This is a genomic window from Pseudomonas entomophila, assembly GCF_029478665.1.
Lineage (GTDB): Bacteria > Pseudomonadota > Gammaproteobacteria > Pseudomonadales > Pseudomonadaceae > Aquipseudomonas > Aquipseudomonas entomophila_F.
Genome location: NZ_JARPQB010000048.1, coordinates 1 through 19128 on the forward strand (window position 1 = coordinate 1; position 19128 = coordinate 19128).

The 19128-nt window shown below is 58.3% G+C and carries 31 protein-coding genes; 30 read left to right on the forward strand and 1 reads right to left on the reverse strand.

Annotation, left to right across the window (positions count from 1 at the left end):
• Positions 1–200 precede the first annotated feature (200 nt).
• From rpsJ to bfr, 30 genes are all read left to right on the forward strand, one after another.
• On the forward strand, positions 201–512 hold the full coding sequence (gene rpsJ / locus P5705_RS21135; protein ID WP_003186070.1) for a 30S ribosomal protein S10: 312 nt from the start codon (positions 201–203) through the stop codon (positions 510–512).
• A gap of 80 nt (positions 513–592) precedes the next feature.
• Positions 593–1228 (forward strand): 50S ribosomal protein L3, encoded by a 636-nt coding sequence (rplC, locus tag P5705_RS21140; RefSeq protein WP_011531887.1) that lies wholly within the window; start codon positions 593–595, stop codon positions 1226–1228.
• A 12-nt stretch (positions 1229–1240) separates the two neighbouring features.
• On the forward strand, positions 1241–1843 hold the full coding sequence (gene rplD, locus P5705_RS21145; RefSeq protein WP_008089819.1) for a 50S ribosomal protein L4: 603 nt from the start codon (positions 1241–1243) through the stop codon (positions 1841–1843).
• On the forward strand, positions 1840–2139 hold the full coding sequence (gene rplW, locus P5705_RS21150) for a 50S ribosomal protein L23 (RefSeq protein WP_003255484.1): 300 nt from the start codon (positions 1840–1842) through the stop codon (positions 2137–2139). Before rplD ends, rplW begins: the two co-directional genes overlap by 4 nt.
• 14 nt (positions 2140–2153) lie before the next feature.
• Positions 2154–2978, forward strand: coding sequence for a 50S ribosomal protein L2 (gene rplB, locus P5705_RS21155; protein WP_003255483.1), 825 nt, complete (start codon positions 2154–2156; stop codon positions 2976–2978).
• Positions 2979–2994: 16 nt separating this feature from the next.
• Positions 2995–3270, forward strand: a complete 276-nt coding sequence (gene rpsS, locus P5705_RS21160) for a 30S ribosomal protein S19 (protein WP_003255482.1) — start codon at positions 2995–2997, stop codon at positions 3268–3270.
• An 11-nt stretch (positions 3271–3281) separates the two neighbouring features.
• Positions 3282–3614 (forward strand): 50S ribosomal protein L22, encoded by a 333-nt coding sequence (gene rplV / locus P5705_RS21165; protein WP_003103908.1) that lies wholly within the window; start codon positions 3282–3284, stop codon positions 3612–3614.
• A 13-nt stretch (positions 3615–3627) separates the two neighbouring features.
• Positions 3628–4314, forward strand: a complete 687-nt coding sequence (rpsC, locus tag P5705_RS21170) for a 30S ribosomal protein S3 (RefSeq protein WP_011531889.1) — start codon at positions 3628–3630, stop codon at positions 4312–4314.
• 12 nt (positions 4315–4326) lie between these two features.
• Entirely contained in the window at positions 4327–4740 is a 414-nt protein-coding gene (gene rplP / locus P5705_RS21175; protein WP_009397508.1) for a 50S ribosomal protein L16, read from the forward strand.
• Positions 4740–4931 carry a 50S ribosomal protein L29 gene (gene rpmC / locus P5705_RS21180; protein ID WP_002555481.1) on the forward strand — a complete coding sequence of 64 codons (192 nt, stop codon included), beginning with the start codon at positions 4740–4742 and terminating at the stop codon, positions 4929–4931. Before rplP ends, rpmC begins: the two co-directional genes overlap by 1 nt.
• Positions 4932–4933: 2 nt before the next feature.
• Positions 4934–5200, forward strand: a complete 267-nt coding sequence (gene rpsQ, locus P5705_RS21185; RefSeq protein WP_008089812.1) for a 30S ribosomal protein S17 — start codon at positions 4934–4936, stop codon at positions 5198–5200.
• Positions 5201–5223: 23 nt separating this feature from the next.
• The gene (gene rplN, locus P5705_RS21190) at positions 5224–5592 is read left to right on the forward strand and encodes a 50S ribosomal protein L14 (RefSeq protein ID WP_008089810.1); all 369 of its coding nucleotides are present in this window, start codon (positions 5224–5226) and stop codon (positions 5590–5592) included.
• 11 nt (positions 5593–5603) lie between these two features.
• Complete coding sequence (gene rplX / locus P5705_RS21195) at positions 5604–5918, forward strand: 50S ribosomal protein L24 (protein WP_003255476.1); 315 nt, start codon at positions 5604–5606, stop codon at positions 5916–5918.
• 20 nt (positions 5919–5938) lie between these two features.
• Positions 5939–6478 (forward strand): 50S ribosomal protein L5, encoded by a 540-nt coding sequence (gene rplE, locus P5705_RS21200; RefSeq protein ID WP_003255474.1) that lies wholly within the window; start codon positions 5939–5941, stop codon positions 6476–6478.
• Positions 6479–6491: 13 nt separating this feature from the next.
• Entirely contained in the window at positions 6492–6797 is a 306-nt protein-coding gene (gene rpsN, locus P5705_RS21205) for a 30S ribosomal protein S14 (RefSeq protein WP_011531890.1), read from the forward strand.
• A 209-nt stretch (positions 6798–7006) separates the two neighbouring features.
• Entirely contained in the window at positions 7007–7399 is a 393-nt protein-coding gene (gene rpsH / locus P5705_RS21210; RefSeq protein WP_240066746.1) for a 30S ribosomal protein S8, read from the forward strand.
• Positions 7400–7411: 12 nt separating this feature from the next.
• Positions 7412–7945 carry a 50S ribosomal protein L6 gene (rplF, locus tag P5705_RS21215; RefSeq protein ID WP_046857344.1) on the forward strand — a complete coding sequence of 178 codons (534 nt, stop codon included), beginning with the start codon at positions 7412–7414 and terminating at the stop codon, positions 7943–7945.
• A gap of 10 nt (positions 7946–7955) precedes the next feature.
• Positions 7956–8306, forward strand: coding sequence for a 50S ribosomal protein L18 (gene rplR / locus P5705_RS21220; RefSeq protein ID WP_023629183.1), 351 nt, complete (start codon positions 7956–7958; stop codon positions 8304–8306).
• A gap of 3 nt (positions 8307–8309) precedes the next feature.
• Positions 8310–8810, forward strand: coding sequence for a 30S ribosomal protein S5 (gene rpsE / locus P5705_RS21225; RefSeq protein WP_011531894.1), 501 nt, complete (start codon positions 8310–8312; stop codon positions 8808–8810).
• 2 nt (positions 8811–8812) lie between these two features.
• A complete protein-coding gene (rpmD, locus tag P5705_RS21230; RefSeq protein ID WP_011531895.1) occupies positions 8813–8989 on the forward strand; it encodes a 50S ribosomal protein L30 in 177 nt (58 codons plus the stop codon).
• Between the two features lie 3 nt (positions 8990–8992).
• On the forward strand, positions 8993–9427 hold the full coding sequence (gene rplO, locus P5705_RS21235; protein WP_011531896.1) for a 50S ribosomal protein L15: 435 nt from the start codon (positions 8993–8995) through the stop codon (positions 9425–9427).
• Positions 9428–10759 (forward strand): preprotein translocase subunit SecY, encoded by a 1332-nt coding sequence (gene secY, locus P5705_RS21240; protein ID WP_003255459.1) that lies wholly within the window; start codon positions 9428–9430, stop codon positions 10757–10759.
• 30 nt (positions 10760–10789) lie between these two features.
• Positions 10790–10906: a 50S ribosomal protein L36 gene (gene rpmJ, locus P5705_RS21245; protein WP_011531897.1), complete on the forward strand. Its 117-nt coding sequence runs from the start codon at positions 10790–10792 to the stop codon at positions 10904–10906.
• 131 nt (positions 10907–11037) lie between these two features.
• Positions 11038–11394: a 30S ribosomal protein S13 gene (gene rpsM / locus P5705_RS21250; protein ID WP_003255457.1), complete on the forward strand. Its 357-nt coding sequence runs from the start codon at positions 11038–11040 to the stop codon at positions 11392–11394.
• An 18-nt stretch (positions 11395–11412) separates the two neighbouring features.
• Positions 11413–11802, forward strand: coding sequence for a 30S ribosomal protein S11 (gene rpsK, locus P5705_RS21255; RefSeq protein WP_003255454.1), 390 nt, complete (start codon positions 11413–11415; stop codon positions 11800–11802).
• 15 nt (positions 11803–11817) lie between these two features.
• Entirely contained in the window at positions 11818–12438 is a 621-nt protein-coding gene (gene rpsD / locus P5705_RS21260) for a 30S ribosomal protein S4 (RefSeq protein WP_011531898.1), read from the forward strand.
• A gap of 22 nt (positions 12439–12460) precedes the next feature.
• Entirely contained in the window at positions 12461–13462 is a 1002-nt protein-coding gene (locus P5705_RS21265) for a DNA-directed RNA polymerase subunit alpha (RefSeq protein WP_003255452.1), read from the forward strand.
• A gap of 42 nt (positions 13463–13504) precedes the next feature.
• Positions 13505–13891, forward strand: coding sequence for a 50S ribosomal protein L17 (rplQ, locus tag P5705_RS21270; RefSeq protein WP_003255451.1), 387 nt, complete (start codon positions 13505–13507; stop codon positions 13889–13891).
• 172 nt (positions 13892–14063) lie between these two features.
• Entirely contained in the window at positions 14064–15503 is a 1440-nt protein-coding gene (locus tag P5705_RS21275; protein WP_277462855.1) for a catalase, read from the forward strand.
• A gap of 162 nt (positions 15504–15665) precedes the next feature.
• Positions 15666–16130, forward strand: a complete 465-nt coding sequence (gene bfr, locus P5705_RS21280) for a bacterioferritin (protein ID WP_166891780.1) — start codon at positions 15666–15668, stop codon at positions 16128–16130.
• A gap of 152 nt (positions 16131–16282) precedes the next feature.
• Here bfr and uvrA read toward each other — a convergent pair whose 3' ends face one another.
• Positions 16283–19117, reverse strand: a complete 2835-nt coding sequence (gene uvrA, locus P5705_RS21285) for an excinuclease ABC subunit UvrA (protein WP_277462856.1) — start codon at positions 19115–19117, stop codon at positions 16283–16285.
• Between the last annotated feature and the right edge of the window lie 11 nt (positions 19118–19128).

Here is a 19128-nt window from a genome sequence, read left to right on the forward strand (position 1 = left end):
CCATCCGTGAAGGCGGTCGTACCGTCGGCGCCGGCGTCGTAGCCAAAATCATCGAGTAATCACTCGACCGATTGAAAAAGCCCCCGCTCAGCGGGGGCTTTTTTTATTGGGTTGACACTAAATTGGGGCGTCTATAGAATCACGCCTCCTTTTAGCGGGCGTAGTGCGTCCGTTGGGAACAGCCTGGAGTCTGAAATCCAATGCAAAATCAGCAAATCCGTATCAGGTTGAAGGCTTTCGACCATCGCCTGATCGACCAATCCACCCAGGAAATCGTGGAAACCGCGAAACGTACTGGTGCACAAGTGCGTGGTCCAATTCCACTGCCTACCCGCAAAGAGCGTTTCACCGTTCTGGTCTCCCCGCACGTCAACAAAGACGCGCGTGACCAGTACGAGATTCGCACTCATAAGCGTGTTCTGGACATCGTCCAGCCAACGGATAAAACCGTTGACGCGCTGATGAAGCTTGATCTGGCGGCCGGCGTGGAAGTACAGATCAGCCTCGGCTAAGACTTCGGTCTGGTCGTGTAACGCTCTGAAATGGGCGGCCATAGCGGGTGAAAGCCCCGTACACTCATGAGGTTTACAACATGACTATTGGTGTAGTCGGTCGAAAAGCGGGTATGACCCGTATTTTCACCGAAGAAGGTGTCTCCATTCCGGTCACGGTCATCGAGATCGAGCCGAATCGTGTCACCCAGTTCAAAACCGAAGAAACTGATGGCTACCGTGCAGTGCAAGTCACTGTCGGCGAGCGTCGTGCTTCGCGCGTGACTGCCGCTCAGGCAGGCCACTTTGCCAAGGCCAACGTTGCCGCTGGTCGCGGTGTCTGGGAGTTCCGTCTTGAAGAAGGCGATTTCCAGGCTGGCGATCTGATCAAAGCTGAACTCTTCACTGCAGGCCAGCTGGTAGACGTAACCGGTCAGTCGAAAGGTAAAGGCTTCGCCGGTACCATCAAGCGTTGGAACTTCCGTGGTCAGGACAACACCCACGGTAACTCCGTATCGCACCGTGTCCCTGGCTCCATCGGCCAGTGCCAGACTCCTGGTCGTGTATTCAAGGGCAAGAAAATGTCCGGTCACATGGGCGCCGAGCGCGTGACTGTTCAGTCCCTGGAAGTAGTACGCGTAGACGCTGAACGCAACCTGCTGCTGATCAAGGGTGCCGTCCCAGGCGCTACTGGCGGCGACGTGGTCGTGCGTCCGGCTGTCAAGGCTCGCGGTTAAGGGGAAACTGACATGCAACTTAATGTAAATGACGCTCAGGCGATCGAAGTTTCCGAACTGACCTTCGGTGGCGAATTCAACGAGACGCTGGTACACCAAGCAGTCGTGGCCTACATGGCCGGCGGCCGTCAGGGCACCAAGCAGCAGAAGACCCGTTCTGACGTAGCCGGTGGCGGTAAGCGCCCATGGCGTCAGAAAGGTACTGGCCGCGCTCGTGCCGGTACTACCCGTGGTCCGATCTGGCGTGGCGGTGGTGTAACCTTCGCAGCTCGTCCTCAAGATCACTCGCAGAAGCTCAACAAGAAGATGTACCGCGCAGCCCTGCGCTCCATCCTCGCCGAGCTGGTGCGTAGCGACCGTCTGGTCGTGGTTCAGGACTTCGCTGTTGAAGCGCCGAAAACCAAGGATCTGCTGAACAAGCTGAACGGCATGGGTCTGAACGACGTTCTGATCGTTTCCGACGCTGTTGATCAGAACCTGTACCTGGCTGCTCGCAACCTGCCGCACGTCGACGTACGTGACGTTCAAGGTTCCGACCCGGTCAGTCTGATCGCATACGAGAAAGTGTTGATCACTGTCTCGGCCGTGAAGAAATTCGAGGAGCTGCTGGGATGAACCAGGAACGCGTATTCAAAGTCCTCCTTGGCCCGCACGTTTCCGAGAAGGCTACCGTTCTGGCTGAGAAAAAAGGCCAGTTCGTATTCAAGGTTGCTACCGATGCAACCAAGCTGGAAATCAAGAAAGCTGTCGAAGGCCTGTTCAACGTAAAAGTTGAAAACGTGTCGACTGTTAACGTTCTGGGTAAAACCAAGCGTACCGCACGTGGTCTGGGCAAGCGTAATGACTGGAAGAAGGCGATCGTCTCCCTTCAGCCAGGCCAAGATCTCGATTTCAGCAGCAGTGCTGAGTAAGGAAGGGGTGCATCATGGCAATCGTTAAATGCAAACCGACTTCCCCTGGCCGCCGTTTTGTGGTCAAGGTGGTCAACAAGGAGCTGCACAAAGGCGCTCCTCACGCACCGCTGATCGAGAAAAAATCGAAGTCTGGTGGTCGTAACAACAATGGCCGCATCACCACTCGTCACGTTGGTGGTGGTCATAAGCAGCATTACCGTCTGGTTGACTTCCGTCGCAACGACAAAGATGGCATCCCAGCCACTGTCGAGCGTATCGAATACGACCCGAACCGTACTGCTCACATCGCCCTGCTGTGCTACGCAGACGGTGAGCGTCGCTACATCATCGCCCCTAAAGGCGTGAGCGCTGGCGACCAGCTGATCGCAGGCGCACTGGCCCCAATCAAGGCCGGTAACTCCCTGCAACTGCGCAACATCCCAGTAGGTAGCACCATTCACGGCATCGAACTGAAGCCGGGTAAAGGTGCTCAGATCGCTCGTTCCGCTGGTGCTTCCGCTCAGCTGATCGCGCGTGAAGGCGTCTACGTGACTCTGCGTCTTCGCTCTGGCGAAATGCGTAAAGTACTGGCTGAGTGCCGTGCGACCCTGGGCGAAGTCTCGAACTCCGAGCACAGCCTGCGTTCGCTGGGTAAAGCAGGTGCCAAACGCTGGCGCGGCGTTCGCCCAACCGTTCGTGGTGTTGCCATGAACCCGGTTGACCACCCGCATGGTGGTGGTGAAGGTCGTACCTCCGGTGGTCGTCATCCGGTATCGCCATGGGGCTTCCCAACCAAGGGTGCTAAAACCCGCGGTAATAAGCGTACCGACAATATGATCGTCCGTCGTCGCAAGTAACTAGAGGGATACGACAGTGCCACGTTCTCTGAAAAAAGGTCCTTTTATCGATCTTCACCTGTTGAAGAAGGTCGAAGTGGCGGTGGAGAAGAACGATCGCAAGCCAGTTAAAACCTGGTCGCGCCGTTCGATGATCCTGCCACAAATGGTCGGTCTGACCATCGCGGTACACAACGGTCGCCAACACGTCCCAGTTCTCGTGAACGAAGACATGGTCGGCCACAAACTGGGCGAGTTCGCCGGTACCCGCACCTACCGCGGGCACGTGGCTGACAAGAAAGCCAAGCGTTAAGGGGTAAGGAAATGGAAGTAGCCGCTAAGTTGTCGGGCGCTCGCATCTCCGCCCAGAAAGCCCGCTTGGTCGCCGACCAGATCCGCGGGAAGAAGGTGGGCGAAGCGCTCAACCTGTTGGCCTTCAGCAGCAAAAAAGCCGCTGAAATCATGAAGAAAGTCCTCGAGTCGGCCGTTGCCAACGCCGAACACAACGAAGGCGCAGACGTTGATGACCTGAAGGTCTCCACCGTCTTCGTCAACGAAGGGCGTTCGCTGAAGCGCATCATGCCGCGTGCTAAAGGCCGCGCTGATCGCATCGTCAAGCGGTCTTGCCATATCACTGTCAAGGTTGCGGACAAGTAACGGAGTCGATCAGATGGGTCAGAAAGTACATCCCACTGGCATTCGCCTGGGAATCGTCAAGGAGCACACCTCCGTCTGGTACGCAGACGGCGCGACTTACGCAGATTACCTGTTGAAGGATCTGCAAACGCGTGAGTACCTCCAAGACAAACTAAAAAGCGCGTCCGTAAGCCGTATCGATATTCATCGTCCGGCTCAAACTGCACGCATCACCATCCACACCGCTCGTCCCGGTATCGTTATCGGTAAGAAAGGTGAAGATGTTGAGAAACTGCGTCAGGACCTGACCAAGCAGATGGGTGTGCCTGTGCACATCAACATCGAAGAGATCCGCAAGCCGGAACTCGACGCCATGCTGGTTGCTCAGAGCGTTGCCCAGCAGCTGGAGCGCCGCGTTATGTTCCGTCGCGCCATGAAGCGCGCCGTACAAAACGCCATGCGTATTGGTGCCAAGGGCATCAAGATCCAGGTGAGCGGTCGTCTCGGCGGTGCCGAGATCGCACGTACCGAGTGGTATCGCGAAGGTCGTGTGCCTCTGCACACCCTGCGTGCCGATATCGACTACAACACCTACGAAGCTCACACCACCTACGGTGTGATCGGTGTGAAGGTTTGGATCTTCAAAGGCGAAGTGATTGGTGGTCGCCAGGAAGAGCTGAAGCCTCAAGCACCAGCGCCTCGTAAAAAAGCTGCTAAGTAAGGGGTACGCCAAATGTTGCAACCAAAGCGTACAAAATTCCGCAAGCAGATGACCGGCCACAACCGTGGTCTGGCACTGCGCGGTAGCAAGGTCAGCTTCGGCGAGTTCGCTCTGAAAGCTGTCGCTCGCGGTCGTCTCACCGCTCGCCAGATCGAGTCGGCACGTCGTGCCCTGACCCGTCACGTAAAACGTGGCGGCAAGATCTGGATCCGTGTATTCCCGGACAAGCCGGTTACCAAGAAGCCTCTCGAAGTGCGGATGGGTAAAGGTAAGGGTTCCGTGGAGTACTGGGTTGCCCAGATCCAGCCAGGCAAAGTCCTGTACGAGATCGAGGGTGTTTCTGAAGAGCTGGCGCGCGAAGCTTTCGCCCTGGCTGCTGCAAAGCTGCCTCTCGCCACCTCCTTTGTTAAGCGGACGGTGATGTGATGAAAGCGAATGAACTTCGTGAAAAATCGGCACAGCAACTGAATGAGCAACTGCTCGGCTTGCTGCGCGACCAGTTCAATCTGCGCATGCAGAAAGCAACTGGCCAGTTGGGGCAGTCGCACCTGCTCTCGCAAGTTAAGCGTGACATCGCTCGCGTGAAAACTGTGCTCAACCAGCAGGCAGGTAAGTGATCATGGCTGAAGCTGAAAAAACCGTCCGTACGCTGACTGGCCGTGTCGTCAGCGACAAAATGGACAAGACCATCACCGTTCTGATCGAGCGTCGCGTCAAGCACCCGATCTACGGTAAATACGTTAAGCGTTCGACTAAGCTGCACGCGCACGACGAATCCAACCAGTGCAAGATCGGCGACAAGGTTTCCATTCGTGAAACCCGTCCGCTGGCCAAGACCAAGTCCTGGGCACTGGTTGAAGTCCTCGAACGCGCTGTTGAAGTCTAAGGGCTAGGGGTCGGAGAAATTTTATGATTCAGACTCAATCCATGCTCGATGTGGCCGATAACAGCGGCGCTCGTCGCGTCATGTGCATCAAGGTGCTCGGCGGTTCCCACCGCCGTTACGCCGGCATCGGTGACATCATCAAGGTTACCGTCAAGGAAGCAATTCCGCGCGGTAAGGTCAAAAAAGGCCAAGTGATGACTGCTGTTGTCGTTCGTACCCGTCACGGTGTACGTCGCGCTGACGGTTCCATCATTCGTTTCGACGGCAACGCTGCTGTTCTGCTGAACACCAAGCAAGAGCCGATCGGCACTCGCATCTTCGGGCCAGTGACCCGTGAACTTCGTACCGAGAAGTTCATGAAGATCGTCTCGCTCGCCCCTGAAGTGCTCTAAGGAGATCCGACATGCAAAAGATTCGTCGTGACGACGAGATCATCGTGATCGCCGGCAAAGACAAAGGTAAGCGCGGTAAGGTGCTGAAGGTTCTGGCTGATGATCGTCTGGTCATCGGTGGTGTGAACCTGGTCAAGCGTCATACCAAGCCTAACCCGATGGCGGGCGTCCAGGGCGGTATCGTCGAGAAAGAAGCGCCTCTGCACGCTTCCAACGTTGCCATCTTCAACGGTGAAACCAACAAGGCTGACCGCGTTGGTTTCAAAGTAGAAGACGGTAAGAAAATTCGTGTCTTCAAGTCGACCCAAAAAGCGGTTGATGCTTGAACACTGCTAGGTAGAAGACCATGGCACGACTGAAAGAGATTTACCGGAACGAAATCGCTCCTAAGCTTAAGGAAGAACTTAAGCTGTCGAACGTGATGGAAGTTCCGCGCGTTACCAAAATCACCCTGAACATGGGTCTGGGCGAAGCGATCGGCGACAAGAAAGTCATCGAGCACGCTGTTGCCGACCTGGAAAAGATCACCGGTCAAAAGCCGGTCGTGACTTTCGCTCGTAAATCCATCGCGGGCTTCAAAGTCCGTGAGGGTTGGCCGATCGGCGTCAAGGTGACCCTGCGTAGCGACAAGATGTACGAGTTCCTGGACCGCCTGCTGGCGATCTCCCTGCCTCGGGTTCGCGACTTCCGCGGCCTGAATGCCAAGTCCTTCGATGGCCGTGGCAACTACAGCATGGGCGTGAAAGAGCAGATCATCTTCCCGGAAATCGACTACGACAAGATCGATGCTCTGCGCGGTTTGGACATCACCCTGACCACCACTGCTCGTTCGGACGACGAAGGCCGCGCTCTGCTGCGTGCATTCAAGTTCCCGTTCCGCAACTGATTGGAGTAGGAAAATGGCCAAGAAGAGCATGAAAAACCGCGAGCTGAAGCGTCAGCTCACGGTAGCCAAGTTCGCTAAAAAGCGCGCTGAGCTGAAAGCGACCATCGTCAACCTGAACGCCTCTCCAGAAGAGCGTTTCGCTGCCGTTGTCGCCCTGCAGAAGCAACCACGTGACGCCAGCGCCTCGCGCCTGCGTAACCGTTGCCGCCTGACCGGTCGTCCGCACGGCGTGTACCGCAAGTTCGGCCTCGGCCGTAACAAGCTGCGCGAAGCCGCCATGCGTGGTGACGTGCCAGGTCTGGTCAAGGCCAGCTGGTAATTCAGTTGGCGTGACCGCCGGCGGAAGGGGAGTGATCTTCCGACCGCCGGTGACCTCGCAACGAAACAAGCCCCTATATGGGGCTTGTTTCGTTTCTGCCTTGTGTCTAGAATGACCGGCTCACCCGAGCCTGGGTTTTTTGCCCTGCGCGCTCGGGTGGTTGTGATAGCCGCAAGGCTAATAATTCTTGTATCAGGAGCATCTAGCCCATGAGTATGCAGGACCCGTTAGCGGACATGCTAACTCGCATCCGTAATGCCCAGATGGCTGAAAAGTCTGTCGTAAGCATGCCTTCCTCCACCCTGAAGGTCGCGGTTGCCAAAGTACTGAAAGACGAAGGTTACATCGCCGGCTACGAAGTCAGTGGCGAAGCCAAGCCTTCCCTGTCGATCGAACTGAAGTATTTCGAAGGCCGTCCGGTCATCGAGGAACTGAAGCGTTCCAGCCGTCCTGGCCTGCGCCAGTACAAGGCCGTTACCGAGCTGCCGAAAGTACGTGGCGGCCTGGGCGTGTCTATCGTCTCCACCAACAAAGGTGTGATGACTGACCGCGCTGCGCGCGCTGCCGGTGTCGGCGGCGAAGTTCTGTGCACAGTGTTCTAAGGGGAGATAGGCATGTCTCGCGTCGCTAAGAACCCCGTTAAGCTGCCAGCAGGCGTCGAAGTCAAATTCGCCGGCCAGCAGCTTTCGGTGAAGGGTGCCAAGGGCACTCTCGAACTGAACGTTCACTCGTCTGTTGAAGTTACCGAAGAGTCTGGTGAGCTGCGTTTCGTCGCTCGCAACGGTGACCAGCAAGCTCGCGCCATGGCCGGTACTACCCGCGCCCTGGTGAACAACATGGTCCAAGGCGTAAGCCAAGGCTTCGAGCGCAAGCTCCAGCTGGTCGGTGTTGGTTACAAGGCACAGGCTAAAGGCACCGTCCTGAACCTGGCTCTGGGCTTCTCGCACCCAGTGGATTACGAACTGCCAGCCGGTATCACCGCTGAAACCCCAAGCCAGACCGACATCCTGATCAAGGGTATCGACAAGCAGCTGGTAGGTCAGGTGGCCGCTGAAGTCCGCGGTTTCCGTCCGCCAGAGCCTTACAAAGGCAAGGGTGTGCGTTACGCGGACGAAGTAGTCCGTCGTAAAGAAGCCAAGAAGAAGTAGGGCCTAGCAAATGACCGACAAAAAAGTTATCCGACTGCGTCGCGCTCGCAAAGCACGCCTGAAAATGCACGAGCTCGAAGCCGTGCGTCTGTGCGTGTTCCGCTCCTCGCAGCACATCTATGCCCAGGTCATTTCGGCCGACGGCAGCAAGGTTCTGGCAAGTGCCTCGACCTTGGACAAAGAACTGCGTGATGGCGCCACTGGCAACATCGACGCGGCCACTAAGGTTGGCAAGCTGGTAGCTGAGCGCGCGAAAGCCGCCGGTGTATCTCAAGTTGCCTTTGACCGTTCCGGCTTCAAGTACCATGGCCGCGTCAAAGCGCTGGCTGATGCTGCTCGTGAAGGCGGGCTGGAGTTCTAAGTTATGGCAAATAACGATCAAAAGCGCGACGAAGGCTACATCGAGAAGCTGGTTCAAGTTAACCGCGTAGCCAAAACCGTAAAAGGCGGCCGTATCTTCACCTTCACCGCGCTGACCGTGGTAGGTGATGGCAAGGGTCGTGTTGGCTTCGGCCGTGGCAAATCGCGCGAAGTACCAGCCGCGATCCAGAAAGCCATGGAAGCTGCCCGTCGCAACATGATTCAGGTCGACCTGAAAGGCACCACCCTGCAGTACGCCACCAAGGCCGCCCACGGCGCCTCGAAGGTCTACATGCAGCCTGCCTCGGAAGGTACCGGTATCATCGCCGGTGGCGCAATGCGTGCCGTCCTGGAAGTTGCTGGCGTTCAGAACGTCCTGGCCAAGTGCTACGGTTCGACCAACCCGGTGAACGTGGTTCACGCCACCTTCAAGGGTCTGAAAGCCATGCAATCCCCTGAGTCCATTGCTGCCAAGCGCGGCAAGACTGTCGAGGAGATCTTCTGATCATGGCAACCGTAAAAGTAACGCTGATCAAGAGCGTCTCGGGCCGTATCCCTAACCACAAACTGTGCGTTAAGGGTCTGGGTCTGCGTCGCATCGGTCACACTGTAGAAGTCCAGGATACTCCCGAGAACCGCGGGATGATCAACAAGGCCTACTACATGCTGAAGGTCGAGGGCTAATCAATGAAACTCAATGATCTGAGTCCAGCGCCGGGTTCCCGTCGCGAGAAGCACCGTCCGGGCCGTGGTATCGGTAGCGGTCTGGGTAAGACCGGTGGCCGTGGCCACAAAGGTCAGACCTCCCGTTCCGGTGGTTCCATTGCTCCAGGCTTCGAAGGCGGTCAACAGCCGCTGCACCGTCGCCTGCCGAAGTTCGGCTTCGTTTCCCTGAAAGCCATGGACCGCGCTGAAGTGCGTCTGTCCGAGCTGGCCAAGGTGGAAGGCGATCTGATCACCGTTCAGTCCCTCAAGGACGCCAACGTGATCGGCCAGCACGTACAGCGCGTGAAAATCATGCTGTCGGGCGAAGTCACTCGCGCAGTCACCCTCAAGGGTATCGCCGTCACCAAAGGTGCACGTGCGGCTATCGAAGCAGCTGGCGGCAAGTTCGAGGAATAAATGGCTAAGCAAGGTGCTCTCTCTTCGCTCGGTAAGGGCGGGATGTCGGAACTCTGGGCTCGTCTGCGTTTTCTGTTCATGGCGATCATCGTCTATCGAATCGGCGCGCACATCCCGGTACCAGGCATTAACCCGGACCGTCTCGCGGATCTGTTCCGGCAGAATGAGGGGACCATTCTTAGCTTGTTCAACATGTTTTCCGGCGGCGCGCTGGAGCGCATGAGCATTTTTGCACTGGGGATCATGCCGTACATCTCGGCGTCGATCATCATGCAGCTCATGACCGCTGTCAGCCCGCAGCTGGAGCAGTTGAAGAAGGAAGGTGAAGCTGGCCGTCGCAAGATCAGCCAGTACACCCGCTACGGCACCGTTATCCTGGCGCTGGTCCAAGCCATTGGCATGTCCATTGGCCTGGCCAACCAGGGCGTGGCGTTTTCTGCAGGCCTCGGCTTCCATGTCGTCGCCGTCTCCACCTTCGTGGCGGGCGCGATGTTCATGATGTGGCTGGGCGAGCAGATCACCGAGCGCGGTGTGGGCAACGGTATCTCGATGTTGATCTTCGCAGGTATCGTTGCCGGTCTTCCGAGAGCAATCGGGCAGTCTTTCGAGTCTGCGCGCACAGGCGATATCAACATCTTCGCCCTGGTCGCTATCGGTTTGCTGGCAGTAGCGATTATCGGCTTCGTGGTGTTCATTGAGCGTGGTCAGCGTCGTATCGCCGTTCACTACGCCAAGCGTCAGCAGGGCCGCAAGGTCTTCGCTGCGCAGACCAGCCACTTGCCGCTGAAGGTGAACATGGCGGGCGTAATCCCGGCCATTTTCGCGAGCAGCATTCTGCTGTTCCCGGCTTCGCTGGGTGCCTGGTTCGGTCAGTCCGAGGGTATGGGCTGGCTGCAGGACATCTCGCAGTCGATCGCTCCTGGTCAGCCGTTGAACATTCTGCTGTTTAGTGCAGGGATCATTTTCTTCTGCTTCTTCTACACAGCGTTGATGTTCAACCCGAAAGACGTAGCGGAAAACCTGAAGAAGTCCGGTGCCTTTATTCCGGGTATCCGTCCTGGTGAGCAGTCGGCACGCTACATTGATGGCGTCCTGACCCGTTTGACCATGTTCGGTGCTCTTTACATGATGGCCGTCTGCCTTCTGCCCCAGTTCCTGGTGGTGGCAGCAAACGTGCCGTTCTACCTTGGCGGGACCTCGTTGCTGATTGTGGTAGTGGTTGTGATGGACTTCATGTCCCAAGTACAATCGCACCTCGTTTCGCACCAGTACGAATCCCTGATGAAGAAAGCCAACCTGAAAGGCTACGGCGGCAGCGGTCTGCTGCGCTGATTTAGCCCCCTAAGGTTCGAGGAGTCGGTAATGAAAGTTCGTGCATCGGTGAAAAAGCTGTGCCGTAACTGCAAGATCATTCGTCGCGAAGGTATCGTGCGCGTGATCTGCAGCGCGGAACCGCGTCACAAGCAGCGCCAAGGCTGAGTGTGATCTGCGCTTCAAACCCAGCAGCTAGTGTGCTGCTGGGTTGATTATTCGTTTCTACAGCGATATTATCTCGCGCCCTATTTCTTGGCTTCCGGGGCGTAGGTAGCTGTCAATTGGAGTCCCACTGAATGGCCCGTATTGCAGGCGTCAACATTCCAGATAACAAGCATACTGTTATCTCGCTGACCTACATCTATGGTGTCGGTCGCACAACTGCACAGAAGATCTGTGCAGACGCTGGTGTCAACCCAGCCGCTAAGATCAAGGATCTGAGCGACGAGCAAATCGAAACCCTGCGTGGCGAAGTCGCGAAGTTCACCACCGAAGGTGACCTGCGTCGTGACATCAACATGAAGATCAAGCGCTTGATGGACCTGGGTTGCTACCGCGGCCTGCGTCATCGTAAAGGTCTGCCGGTTCGCGGTCAGCGCACCAAGACCAACGCACGCACCCGTAAGGGCCCGCGTAAGCCGATCCGCAAGTAACCGCCCAGGAATATAGACATGGCAAAACCTGCTGCTCGTCCTCGTAAGAAAGTCAAAAAGACAGTGGTTGATGGCATCGCCCATATCCATGCGTCTTTCAACAACACCATCGTGACCATCACCGACCGTCAGGGCAACGCACTGTCCTGGGCTACTTCCGGTGGTTCGGGTTTCCGTGGTTCGCGCAAATCCACCCCGTTCGCAGCCCAGATCGCTGCTGAGCGTGCTGGTCAAGCTGCGCTGGAATATGGTCTGAAAAACCTCGACGTCAACGTCAAGGGTCCAGGTCCAGGTCGTGAATCCGCCGTTCGTGCACTGAACAGCTGCGGCTACAAGATCGCCAGCATCACCGACGTGACGCCAATCCCGCATAACGGGTGCCGTCCGCCGAAGAAGCGTCGCGTGTAATCAGGAGACAGATAAATGGCACGTTACATTGGTCCAAAATGCAAACTGTCTCGCCGTGAAGGCACTGACCTGTTCCTGAAGAGCGGCGTTCGCGCTCTGGAATCGAAGTGCAACATCGAAGCAGCCCCAGGTATCCACGGCCAGCGCCGTGGCCGTCAGTCCGACTACGGTACCCAGCTGCGCGAGAAACAAAAAGTCCGTCGTATCTACGGCGTGCTGGAGCGTCAATTCCGCGGTTACTACCAAGCGGCTGCCTCGAAGAAAGGCGCCACCGGTGAGAACCTGCTGCAGATGCTCGAGTGCCGTCTGGATAACGTCGTCTACCGTATGGGCTTCGGCTCGACTCGTTCCGAGTCGCGTCAGCTGGTTTCGCACAAAGCGATCAGCGTCAACGGTAAGACTGTGAACATTCCATCCTACCAAGTTCGTCCGGGTGACGTGGTCTCGGTTCGCGAGAAGTCGCTGAACCAGCTGCGCATTGTTCAAGCCCTTGAACTGTGCGCCCAGCGTGGCCGCGTTGAGTGGGTAGACGTGGATGCTGCTAAAAAGTCGGGCGTTTTCAAGAACGTTCCTGCTCGCAGCGACCTGTCCGCCGACATCAACGAAAACCTGATTGTCGAGCTCTACTCCAAGTAAGGGCTAGAAAATAGGTGCATCCATGCAGATTTCGGTAAATGAGTTTCTGACACCCCGCCACATCGATGTGCAGGTTGTCAGTCCAACCCGCGCCAAGATCACGCTCGAGCCTCTCGAGCGTGGCTTCGGCCATACCCTGGGCAACGCGCTGCGCCGCATCCTGTTGTCCTCCATGCCTGGCTGTGCAGTAGTCGAGGCCGAGATCGACGGCGTACTCCATGAGTACTCCGCGATCGAAGGTGTACAGGAAGACGTCATTGAAATCCTGTTGAACCTGAAAGGCCTGGCTATCAAACTGCACGGTCGTGACGAAGTTACGCTGACCTTGTCGAAAAAGGGTTCGGGGGTGGTTACCGCTGCCGATATTCAGCTGGATCACGATGTCGAGATCGTCAACCCCGATCACGTAATCGCGAACCTGGCGTCCAACGGCGCCCTGAACATGAAGCTCACCGTAGCTCGTGGTCGCGGTTACGAGCCGGCCGACTCCCGTCAAACCGACGAAGACGAAAGCCGTAGCATTGGTCGCCTTCAGCTGGACGCTTCGTTCAGCCCGGTGCGTCGTATCGCCTATGTGGTCGAGAACGCCCGTGTTGAGCAGCGTACCAACCTGGACAAGCTGGTCATCGATCTGGAAACCAACGGTACCCTGGATCCTGAAGAGGCCATCCGTCGTGCCGCGACCATCCTGCAACAGCAGCTGGCCGCGTTCGTCGACCTCAAAGGTGACAGCGAGCCGGTTGTGGTCGAGCAGGAAGACGAGATCGATCCGATCCTGCTGCGCCCGGTTGACGACCTGGAACTGACCGTACGTTCGGCCAACTGCCTCAAGGCGGAGAACATCTACTACATCGGCGACCTGATTCAGCGTACCGAAGTAGAGCTGTTGAAGACTCCTAACCTGGGCAAGAAGTCCCTGACTGAAATCAAGGACGTCCTGGCCTCCCGTGGTCTGTCTCTCGGCATGCGCCTCGACAACTGGCCGCCTGCAAGTCTTAAGAAGGACGACAAGGCGACTGCCTGATCGTCGTAATCACCGAACGTAGTGTTTGGTAAGGAATGAATCATGCGTCATCGTAAAAGTGGACGTCACCTGAGCCGTACCAGCTCTCACCGCAAGGCCATGTTCCAGAACATGGCAGTGTCGCTGATCGAGCACGAGCTGATCAAAACCACCCTGCCGAAAGCCAAGGAACTGCGCCGCGTTGCCGAGCCGCTGATCACCCTGGCCAAGGAAGACAGCGTAGCCAACCGTCGTCTGGCCTTCGACCGTACCCGTTCGAAGTCCGCCGTTGGCAAACTGTTCAACGATCTGGGCAAGCGCTACGCCACCCGTCAGGGCGGCTACCTGCGCATCCTGAAGTGCGGTTTCCGCGCTGGCGACAACGCGCCTATGGCGTACGTCGAGCTGGTTGATCGTCCAGTCGGTGGTGCTGTAGAAGCTGCCGAGTAAGACGTTCTGTCTGCTACAAGAAACCGGGCCTAGTGCCCGGTTTTTTGTATCTGTATGAATTGTAATTTTCTATCGAAACTAAAAAATCAATGAATTAGTTAATGGAATCATGCTCGCGGATACTCCTCTACATACCGCCTAGCCGGCGATTAGAGACCGATAAGGAGAGCCCATGAGCAAGATTCTGACCACCGCCAGCGGTGCACCTGTAGCCGACAACCAGAATTCCCGTTCCGCAGGCCCCCGCGGCCCCTTGTTGCTCGACGATTTTCACCTGATCGAGAAACTCGCCCACTTCAACCGCGAGAACATCCCCGAGCGCCGCGTACACGCCAAGGGTTCGGGCGCCTTTGGCACCTTCACCGTTACCCGCGATATTACCTATCTGACCTGCGCCAAACTGTTCAATGCGGTGGGCAAGCGGACCGAGACGTTCCTGCGCTTCTCCACCGTGGGTGGTGAGCGGGGTTCGGCCGACACTGAGCGCGATCCTCGTGGCTTTGCGGTCAAGTTCTACACCGAGGAAGGCAACTGGGACATCGTCGGCAACAACACGCCAGTGTTCTTCATCCGTGATCCGCTGAAGTTCCCGGATTTCATCCACACCCAAAAGCGCCACCCTCAAACCAACCTGAAGAATGCCCAAATGATGTGGGACTTCTGGTCGCATTCGCCTGAAGCACTGCACCAGGTCACCATCTTGTTCTCCGATCGTGGAATTCCGGATGGCTACCGCCACATGCACGGTTTTGGCAGCCACACCTACAGCTTGGTTAACGACAAGGGCGTACGCACTTGGGTGAAGTGGCACTTCAAGACCCAGCAGGGCATCAAGAACCTGGCGCCGGCGGATGCTGCGCGCCTGGCGGGCACTGATCCTGACTATGCACAGCGCGACCTGTTCGAGGCCATCGAGCGTGGTGACTTCCCACGCTGGAGCGTGTGTATCCAGGTGATGAGCGAGGATGAGGCCGCGAACCGCCAAGAGAACCCGTTCGACGTGACCAAGACCTGGTCGCAGAAGGACTATCCGCTGATTGAAGTGGGCGTTTTGGAGCTCAACCGCAACCCGCTCAACTACTTCGCCGAGGTGGAGCAGGCAGCCTTCGGTCCCAGCAACATGGTCCCGGGTGTCGGCCTGTCACCTGACCGCATGCTGCAAGGTCGTGTGTTCGCTTACGCCGATGCCCACCGCTACCGTGTGGGTACCAACCACCAGCAGCTGCCGGTCAATGCGCCGCGTAGCCCGGTGCACAGTTACCAGCGTGACGGCGCCATGGCCACGGGCAGCTACGGTGGCGCGCCGAACTATGAGCCGAACAGCTATGGTGATGCACCTAAGCAGTCGCCACGTCACGCCGAACCGGCACAGGCGTTGAGCGGCGCGGCCGACTGCCACGATCACCGCGAAGACAGTGATTACTACAGCCATGCTGGAGCGTTGTTCCGGTTGATGAGCGATGAGCAGCGGGCACTGTTGATCAGCAACATAGCCGGGACTATGGCGGGGGTCAGCGAAGACGTTGTTCAGCGCCAGTTGCAGCACTTCTTCAAGGCCGACCCAGCATATGGTGAAGGCATTGCCAAAGCCTTGGGCATGAATCTCGCCTAAGTCGAAGTGATAAGAAGAACCGCCCTCATTTGGGCGGTTTTTCAATGAAAATCACTACCGTTCAACCGTTTTTTTGCATCTTATTGCGCATTTCCCAGTGACCGCGAGCAGAAGCTGGTTCAAACTATGTTCATTGACGCATTCACAGGGAGAAGCAGGGCGATGCAAGGTCACCCGGACGTAATCAATTACCTCGTCACGTTGCTGAAAGGCGAGCTGGCCGCGCGCGACCAGTACTTCATTCACTCGCGGATGTACGAAGACTGGGGCCTGGGCAAGCTCTACGAGCGTATCAACCACGAGATGGAGGAAGAGACCCAGCACGCCGATGCGCTGATGCGCCGTATCCTGATGCTCGAAGGCACGCCCGACATGCGCGCCGACGACCTGGAAGTAGGCAGTACCGTGCCGGAGATGATCGAGGCCGACTTGAAGCTCGAGTACAAGGTCCGTGCCGCGTTGTGCAAGGGCATCGAGCTGTGCGAGCTGCACAAGGATTACATCAGCCGCGACATCCTGCGCGCGCAACTGGCGGATACCGAGGAAGATCACACTTACTGGCTGGAGAAGCAGCAAGGGTTGATCAAGGCTATTGGCCTGGAGAACTACCTGCAGTCGCAGATGTGATCGGTCGGCGCTGTTCGCCGGCAAGCCGGCTCCTACGGGGTCCCAGGTGCGCCGCTCTTCAGTAGGAGCCAGCTTGCTGGCGAACTGGTCGGTGCAGGCCACATAAAAAAGCCCCTGGCATTCAACGATGCCAGGGGCTTTTTCACATCAAGTCAGGCTCGGTCTCGCTCAAGCAGCGGCTTGAGGTAATGTCCGGTGTACGACTGCTTCTGCTCGGACAGTTCCTCAGGCGTGCCACAGGCGATGATCTGGCCACCCTTGGAGCCGCCCTCTGGCCCCAGGTCCACCAGCCAGTCGGCGGTCTTGATCACATCCAGGTTGTGTTCGATCACCACCACGGTGTTGCCGTGGTCGCGCAGGCGGTGCAGTACATCGAGCAGTTGCTGGATGTCGGCGAAGTGCAGGCCGGTAGTAGGCTCGTCGAGGATGTACAAGGTCTTGCCGGTATCACGCTTGGACAACTCGCGCGACAGCTTGACCCGTTGCGCCTCGCCACCGGACAGGGTGGTCGCCGACTGCCCCAGCTTGATGTAGGAAAGCCCCACGTCCATCAAAGTCTGCAGCTTGCGCGCCAGGGCAGGGACCGCGTCGAAGAACGCGCGGGCATCCTCGATGGTCATTTCCAGCACTTCGTGGATGTTCTTGCCCTTGTACTTGATCTCCAGGGTCTCGCGGTTGTAACGCTTGCTCTTGCACACGTCGCAGGGCACGTAGATGTCCGGCAGGAAGTGCATCTCTACCTTGATCAGGCCATCGCCCTGGCAGGCCTCGCAGCGGCCGCCCTTGACGTTGAACGAGAAGCGCCCCGGGCCGTAGCCGCGTGAGCGGGCCTCCGGCACGCCGGAGAACAGCTCGCGGATCGGCGTGAAGATGCCGGTGTAGGTGGCCGGGTTCGAGCGTGGGGTACGGCCGATCGGGCTCTGGTCGATGTCGACCACCTTGTCCAGGTGTTGCAGGCCGTCGACGCTGGCGTGCGGCGCCGCCTCCAGGCTGCTTGCGCCATTGAGGGCGGTGGCGGCCAGGGGGAACAGGGTGTTGTTGATCAGCGTCGACTTACCCGAACCGGACACGCCGGTCACGCAGGTCAGCAGGCCGATTGGCACTTCCAGGTCGACGTTCTGCAAGTTGTTGCCGCGTGCGCCCTTGAGCTTGAGCGACAGCTTCTTGTTGCGCGGGGTGCGCTTGGCGGGCACGACGATCTTCTTGCGCCCGGACAGGTATTTGCCGGTCAGCGAATCAGGGTGCGCCATGACTTCTTCCGGCGAGCCCTCGGCGACGATCTGCCCACCGTGCACGCCGGCGCCCGGGCCGATGTCCACCACGTAGTCGGCCAAGCGGATGGCGTCTTCATCATGCTCAACCACGATCACCGTGTTGCCCAGGTCGCGCAGGTGGTTGAGGGTGGCCAACAGGCGGTCGTTGTCGCGCTGGTGCAGGCCGATGGACGGCTCGTCGAGAATGTACATCACGCCCACCAGGCCGGCGCCGATCTGGCTGGCCAGGCGAATGCGCTGGGCTTCGCCACCGGACAGGGTGTCAGCGCTGCGGTCCAGCGTCAGGTAGTCGAGGCCGACATTGACCAGGAACTGCAGGCGCTCGCAGATCTCCTTGAGGATCTTCGCCGCGATCTCGCCACGACGCCCGGTGAGGGTCAGCTCGCCGAAGTAGTTGCTGGCTTCGCCGATTGGCAGGTTGGTGACTGCCGGCAGGGTTTTCTCACCCACCCATACATGCCGCGCCTCACGGCGCAGGCGCGTGCCGCGGCAATCGGGGCAGGGCTGGGTACCGAGGAACTTGGCCAGCTCCTCGCGCACGGTGGCCGACTCGGTCTCGCGGTAGCGGCGCTCGAGGTTGGGCACGATACCCTCGAACGGGTGCGAGCGCTTGACGATGTCGCCACGGTCGTTGAGGTACTTGAAGTCGACGCTCTGCTTGCCGCTGCCATGCAGGATCACTTTCTGGTGATCGGCCGAGAGCTCGCCGAAAGGTTCTTCAAGACTGAAGCCGTAGTGCGCGGCCAGTGAGCCGAGCATCTGGAAGTAATAGACGTTGCGCCGGTCCCAGCCACGTATCGCGCCCTCGGCGAGGGTGAGTTCGGCGTTGACCAGGCGCTTGGTGTCGAAGAACTGCTTCACCCCCAGGCCATCGCAGGTCGGGCAGGCGCCGGCCGGGTTGTTGAAGGAGAACAGCTTCGGTTCCAGCTCGCTGATGGCATGGCCGCAGATCGGGCAGGCGAAGCGGGCGGAGAAGATCGCTTCTTCGCCTTCCTCGTCGTCCATCGGTGCCACCAGGGCAATGCCGTCGGCCAGCTTGAGCGCGGTCTCGAACGACTCGGCCAGGCGCTGCTGCAGGTCGGCACGGACCTTGAAACGGTCCACCACCACATCGATGCTGTGCTTCTTCTGCTTGTCCAGCTTGGGCAGTTCGTCGAGCTCGTAGAGCTTGCCGTTGACCCGGGCGCGCACGAAGCCCTGGGCGCGCAGCTCGTCGAACACCGCCAGGTGCTCGCCCTTGCGCTCGCGGATCACCGGGGCCAGCAGCATCAGCTTGCTGCCCTCGGGCTTTTCCAGCACCAGGTCGACCATCTGGCTGATCGTTTGCGCTTCCAGCGGGATGTCGTGGTCCGGGCAGCGTGGCGTACCGACCCGGGCATAGAGCAGGCGCAGGTAGTCGTAGATCTCGGTGATGGTGCCGACGGTCGAGCGCGGGTTGTGCGAGGTCGACTTCTGCTCGATGGAGATCGCTGGCGAGAGGCCTTCGATGGTGTCGACGTCAGGTTTTTCCATCATCGACAGGAACTGCCGGGCGTACGCCGACAGCGATTCCACGTAGCGGCGCTGGCCTTCGGCGTACAGAGTGTCGAACGCCAGGGACGACTTGCCGGAACCGGACAGGCCGGTGATCACGATCAGCTTGTCCCGCGGTAGCGTGAGGTCGATGTTCTTCAGGTTGTGGGTGCGTGCCCCACGGATCAGGATCTTGTCCACTGCGGCCTCGC